Origin of the sequence: Rubrivivax benzoatilyticus JA2 = ATCC BAA-35, from assembly GCF_000190375.1 — a bacterium.
Taxonomy (GTDB): Bacteria; Pseudomonadota; Gammaproteobacteria; order Burkholderiales; family Burkholderiaceae_C; genus Rubrivivax; species Rubrivivax benzoatilyticus.
This window is the reverse complement of sequence record NZ_AEWG01000030.1, coordinates 1-1,186: the sequence shown is the minus strand read 5'-3', so window position 1 is coordinate 1,186 and position 1,186 is coordinate 1. Positions and strand designations below refer to the sequence as shown.

At 64.2% G+C, this 1,186-nt stretch carries 1 protein-coding gene; it reads right to left on the bottom strand.

Annotation, left to right across the window (positions count from 1 at the left end; all coding sequences use genetic code 11):
• A partial coding sequence (tuf, locus tag RBXJA2T_RS03200) for an elongation factor Tu (RefSeq protein WP_009855878.1) occupies positions 1-1,186 on the bottom strand: 1,186 nt, incomplete at its 3' end.

Below are 1,186 nucleotides of genomic sequence, written 5' to 3'. Positions count from 1 at the left end.
CGATGATCTTCGCGACGACGCCGGCGCCGACGGTGCGACCACCTTCACGGATGGCGAAGCGCAGGCCTTCTTCCATCGCGATCGGGGCGATCAGCTTCACCGTGATCGACACGTTGTCGCCCGGCATCACCATTTCCTTGTCCTTCGGCAGCTCCACCGCGCCCGTCACGTCCGTCGTGCGGAAGTAGAACTGCGGGCGGTAGTTGTTGAAGAACGGCGTGTGACGGCCGCCTTCTTCCTTGCTCAGAACGTAGATCTCGGCCGTGAAGTGCGTGTGCGGCTTCACCGAACCCGGCTTGCACAGCACCTGGCCGCGCTCGACTTCTTCACGCTTCGTGCCACGCAGCAGGATGCCGACGTTGTCACCAGCCTGACCTTGGTCCAGCAGCTTGCGGAACATTTCCACGCCCGTGCAGGTCGTCTTGACGGTCGGACGGATGCCGACGATCTCGATTTCCTCGCCGACCTTGATCACGCCGCGTTCGACACGGCCCGTCACCACGGTGCCGCGGCCCGAGATCGAGAACACGTCTTCCACCGGCATCAGGAACGTGCCGTCCACCGCGCGCTCCGGCGTCGGGATGTAGCTGTCCAGCGCGTCGGCCAGACGGAAGATGGCCTGTTCGCCCAGGTCACCCTTGTCGCCTTCGATCGCCAGCTTGGCCGAGCCCTTGATGATCGGCGTGTCGTCGCCCGGGAAGTCGTACTTGCTCAGCAGTTCGCGAACTTCCATCTCGACGAGCTCGAGCAGCTCGGCGTCGTCGACCATGTCGCACTTGTTCAGGAACACGATGATGTACGGCACACCGACCTGACGGGCCAGCAGGATGTGCTCGCGCGTCTGCGGCATCGGGCCGTCAGCGGCCGAGCACACCAGGATCGCACCGTCCATCTGCGCCGCACCCGTGATCATGTTCTTCACGTAGTCAGCGTGCCCCGGGCAGTCAACGTGCGCGTAGTGACGCGTCGCCGTCTCGTACTCCACGTGCGCCGTGTTGATCGTGATGCCACGCGCCTTCTCTTCCGGCGCCGCGTCGATCTGGTCGTACGCCTTCGCTTCACCACCAAACTTCGCCGCCAGGATCGTCGTGATCGCCGCCGTCAGCGTCGTCTTGCCGTGGTCGACGTGCCCGATCGTGCCCACGTTCACGTGCGGCTTCGTGCGTTCGAACTTACCCTTTGCCAT